This window comes from Microcystis sp. M49636_WE2 (assembly GCF_030065375.1).
Taxonomy (GTDB): domain Bacteria; phylum Cyanobacteriota; class Cyanobacteriia; order Cyanobacteriales; family Microcystaceae; genus Microcystis; species Microcystis aeruginosa_C.
Map to the genome: position 1 here is coordinate 1 of NZ_JASJFG010001102.1, position 4,480 is coordinate 4,480.

Consider the following 4,480-nt stretch of genomic DNA (forward strand, 5'->3'; position numbering starts at 1 on the left):
AATATAATATAAAAATAACCATAATTGGTTATTAGTCGGGATTAACCACAGTAAAAAATAGCTAATTCCGAAGGGAATCGACCCCAATAACATCCATGGTAAGCGACGACCCCAGATAGTACGAGTTCGATCGCTCCACATGCCAATAATCGGATCGTTAATAGCGTCGAAAATTCTCACCACCATCAGCACACTACCAGCTAATCCTGCTGGTAATCCTGCCACATCAGTGAGGAAAAATAGCAGGTAAAATACCGAGATATTGGCAGTGATAGCCGGTCCCAAATCCCCCGCACCATAGGCGATTTTTGTGGTTAAATTGAGTCTTTCAGAAGTCAAATGAGCCATAAAAGCAATTATAGAGACTAAAATAAGCTTAACTGTTCTGGGAGCAGTTGAGGAACTTTAATTTTTTTTGTCTCTAGTAATTCCTGAAAATATCTAGCGTTAAAAGGGAAGATTCCCCGATGACACAAGGGACAAAGAAATAGCTTGATCTTTGGCATCCCGGAAAATTCTGACTATTTCCCCGTCCTTCACTTTTTATCTATCGCCTTGACCAGCATTATGAGCTAAACTGACTAATATCAGTTATTTTAGCTATCAGCATCGGAATTCCCCTTATTCTGGCAGTTAAGTAGGTGGGTGGAATTAAATATAAGATGAACGTAGGTTGGGTTGAAGCATGAAACCCAACTCCCGCATGGGTTACGCTACCGCTAACCCATCCTACAAATAATTGTGCCTCCCTACTTACAAGCGAGAAGATCGCCCAGATTGTTCTTTTTCGGACTGTTAGCGGTTAGGAGCTATTACTGGGGAGACGATCGAAATAGATCAAGAAAGTGTGATAGTACAGATAAGAGATCGGGGAAAATTTTTTCGCCAAACCTAAAACTTTTTGACGCTGACGTTCTATGATGCCTCATATCTTCCTATTTTTAGAGATTTTTTCCCAAGAAGGCGGTATTCAATCCTATATCAAGGATGTCCTGCAAGCTTATCTCACTTTGCCCGATTGCGAGGCGGCCGAGGTTTTTTTACTGCGGGATGCCCCTGATTGTCCTAATCCTTTCAAAAATCAAGGTATTACCTTTCATTACCTGAAAAATAACTCAGCAACTCTCGGACGCATTCAATTAGCCCTTAAGTTTCTAGTTTCTCTCCTCCGGAAACGTCCCCAACGGGTTTTTTGTGGTCATATAAATTTAGCTCCTCTCACCCGTCTTTACTGTCAAGCTTTAGGCATACCCTACACCGTCCTCACCTACGGCAATGAAGTCTGGGAACCTTTACCAAATTCCCAAAAACAAGCCCTGCAAGCGGCCGCATCGATCTGGACAATTAGCCGTTACACTCGCGATCTTATGTGTAAGGCTAACGCTATCGATCCCAAAAAAGTAGCAATTCTCCCCTGTGTGGTGAATGAGGAAAAGTTTAATTTAGGTGAAAAGTCCTTGACATTAATCAAAAAATATGATACGGAAAATGCCAAAGTTTTATTAACAGTGGCACGGTTGTGGTCGGGGGATATCCATAAAGAGGTAGATGTTACCATTCGGGCCCTGCCGACAATTCTAGAGACTTATCCCGAAGTAAAATATCTAGTCATTGGACGTGGGGACGATCGCCCCAGGTTAGAAGCTTTAACCAAGCAGTTAGGAGTGGATAAACAGGTAATTTTCGCGGGTTTTGTCCCGACGGAGGAATTAGCCGACCATTATCGTTTAGCCGATGCTTACGTTATGCCCTCCCGGGAAGGATTCGGGATTGTTTACCTAGAGGCCATGGCCTGTGGTATTCCCGTGATTTCTGGAGATGAGGACGGTTCAGCAGAGCCGCTGCAGGATGGTTTGGTGGGGTGGCGCGTTCCCTATCGAGATGCCGAAAAGGTGGCTCAAGCTTGTTTAGAAATTTTGCCAGGTCAGGATCAACGTTGTCACCCGCAATGGTTGCGTCAACAAACTGTAACTAAATTCGGCAAAAAGACTTTACAGGCAAAATTACGGCAGTTAATCTAATTATAACTTCATTGGGCATCGTCTCCTCAATACCGGCCACTGACTAGCCAAAACCACAACTTTGTCACTCATTATTAAGATAACTGCTATACTCCTCTATGGCTTCCCCAAAAGATTTTATTAGTCCGGTCAATTCTGGTCAAAAGTTGGTCTATCCTTTTCGCAACTATCTTAACTATCTTCACGACAAATACTCTGATTTACAGACGGGTAAGATCGCCGATTATATTCCTGAATTAGCCCTAGCAGCTCCACAATGGTTTGGTATTTCGGTAATTACCACTGACGGTCAGATTTTTGAGGTGGGAGACTGTCAGCAAACCTTTACAGTACAATCAATTTCTAAAGCTTTTGTCTTTGGATTAGCTCTAGAAGATCACGGAAGAGAATACGTTAATAGTAAAGTCGGGGTTGAACCCACCGGAGAAGCTTTTAACTCGATTATTCTCGATGAAAAAACCAATCGTCCCTATAATCCTATGGTTAATGCTGGTGCGATCGCTACCACGGATTTAATCACCGGACAGAATGCCACCGAAAGGCTAAAACGTATTTTAGAAATGTTTAAACGCTATACCGGCAGGGATCACGAGATTAATGTCCCCGTTTTTCTCTCGGAAAAATCCACCGGCAATCGCAATCGGGCCATGGCCTATCTAATGCTAAATTTTGGCATGGTTAGCGATAAAATTGAAGAAACCCTCGATCTTTACTGTCAACAATGCGCCATTCTCGTCCATGCTCACGATTTAGCCCTGATGGCTGCTACCTTAGCTAATGGGGGTGTCAACCCAATCACAGGAATACGGGCGATCGATGAACACTACGTTCAAGATGTGATCAGTGTTATGCTTACCTGTGGAATGTACGACGCTTCAGGAGAATGGGCCTATCGGGTAGGATTACCAGCAAAAAGCGGTGTCGGGGGCGGAATTACGGCAGTAGTTCCCCATCAGTTGGGAATTGGGACTTTTTCGCCCCTTTTAGATGAAAAAGGCAACAGCATCAGAGGAGTGAAAATTTGTCAAGATATTTCAGAGGATTTTGGTTTACATTTATTCAATGTGGCCAAACCAGAACGAGATTTAAAAACATGGCTTGAAGGCAATAGTTGATACCACCCCCTACTTCCCTCTCCCCACTCTGCCATAGCTTTTAAACAGGATTTAGTCTGATAAGTAGGGAGGTACAATTATTTGTAGGATGGGTTAGCGGTAGCGTAACATAATCGGGCGTTGGGTTTCATGCTTCAACCCAACCTACGTTCTTCTTACCCCACAGTTAACTTTACTTTTGTCCTGAAAATCGATAAAACCCCACACCCCACCTGCCCCCAGGAAAAACTTTTTGCCGCAAACCCTACTTAACTGTCCCCAGCAAGAGCGCCTACCGGCCATAGAAAATTAATTTGGCCAGAGGTCTGTGGAAAAAATTTCGTAAACCTCTTGACAAAAGCAGCGGATTGTGTGTAATATAAATATCGTGTGAGGAGTATAAGTTCAGTATAAGAAGAACCTTTGGGGTCGAAACACGGCAAGACTCCCAGAGGTTCTTCTTTTTCACTCCCTTATTGGCTCAAAGTCAGCCGTAAAATCAGGTTTTCCCCGATCGCTAGTTTTTTCTCAATTTATCCCTTCTAGGTCTGTTGCTGCTTACCAAGAGCAACAGGTCAAAATTTTTGCCGAAGAAACTGCACAAGAGAAGTGTAATTCCTCGTAAAATTGGGAATTAAGTACAGGGGCAATCCTATGGCAGATAAAAATAACGGTAACGGTGGCTTATTCGTCGTCGGGGTTTTAGTGGGCAGTGCGATCGGGGCAGTGGCGGGTTTATTAGTAGCGCCGAGATCTGGAAAAGAAACCCGTCGAATTCTGCAAAAATCCGCCCGGGCTTTGCCTGAATTAGCCGAAGATCTGACCACGACGATGCAATTACAGGCCGATCGCCTATCGGAATCGGCCCGGCGTAATTGGGATGATACTTTAATGAGATTAAAAGAGGCGGTGACAGCCGGAATCGAAGCTAGTCAAAGTCTAGCCACGGACAATCCCTCCCCTGACTCGCAAGAATCCCCCCAGGGCGATAATCAACACTCGAATCACTACTAAATGACCGAACCTATTTTCTGGCTAGGATGTTCTTTACTGCTAGTCGCCGTTAGTTTAACGGCGGTTTTCATCGCCGCTTTACCTGCTCTGCAAGAGTTAGCCCGGGCAGCCCGGAGTGCCGAAAAATTGTTCGATACCCTCCATCGGGAATTTCCCCCGACTCTAGAAGCAATTCGCCTGACAGGGGCAGAAATCAGCGAATTAACCGACAATATAGATGAAGGGGTCAAAAGTACCCGCCAAGTTGTTCAGGGAGTCGATCGCAGTCTCGGTAGTGCTAAAGCTGGTCTTAGCAAGCTCGATCGTGGCAGCCGTCGCCTCTTGATCGGTTTTAAAGTCGCTTGGAATACT

Annotated in this window: 5 protein-coding genes; 4 read left to right on the plus strand and 1 reads right to left on the minus strand. The window is 44.5% G+C overall.

What is annotated here, in order from left to right; all coding sequences use genetic code 11:
• Positions 1 to 348: MFS transporter (locus PX484_RS25475; RefSeq protein ID WP_288106227.1), on the minus strand; the 348-nt coding region annotated here is incomplete at its 3' end.
• Positions 349 to 917: 569 nt separating this feature from the next.
• Here PX484_RS25475 and PX484_RS25480 point away from each other — a divergent pair.
• The 4 genes from PX484_RS25480 to PX484_RS25495 form a co-directional block, all read left to right on the plus strand.
• Positions 918 to 2,021 (plus strand): glycosyltransferase family 4 protein, encoded by a 1,104-nt coding sequence (locus PX484_RS25480; protein ID WP_288106230.1) that lies wholly within the window; start codon positions 918 to 920, stop codon positions 2,019 to 2,021.
• Between the two features lie 98 nt (positions 2,022 to 2,119).
• A complete protein-coding gene (gene glsA / locus PX484_RS25485; protein ID WP_002761234.1) occupies positions 2,120 to 3,136 on the plus strand; it encodes a glutaminase A in 1,017 nt (338 codons plus the stop codon).
• A gap of 633 nt (positions 3,137 to 3,769) precedes the next feature.
• Positions 3,770 to 4,129 (plus strand): YtxH domain-containing protein, encoded by a 360-nt coding sequence (locus PX484_RS25490; protein ID WP_002761233.1) that lies wholly within the window; start codon positions 3,770 to 3,772, stop codon positions 4,127 to 4,129.
• Positions 4,130 to 4,480 (plus strand): DUF948 domain-containing protein (locus PX484_RS25495; protein ID WP_288106233.1); only part of this gene is annotated, 351 nt, incomplete at its 3' end. It lies immediately after the preceding gene.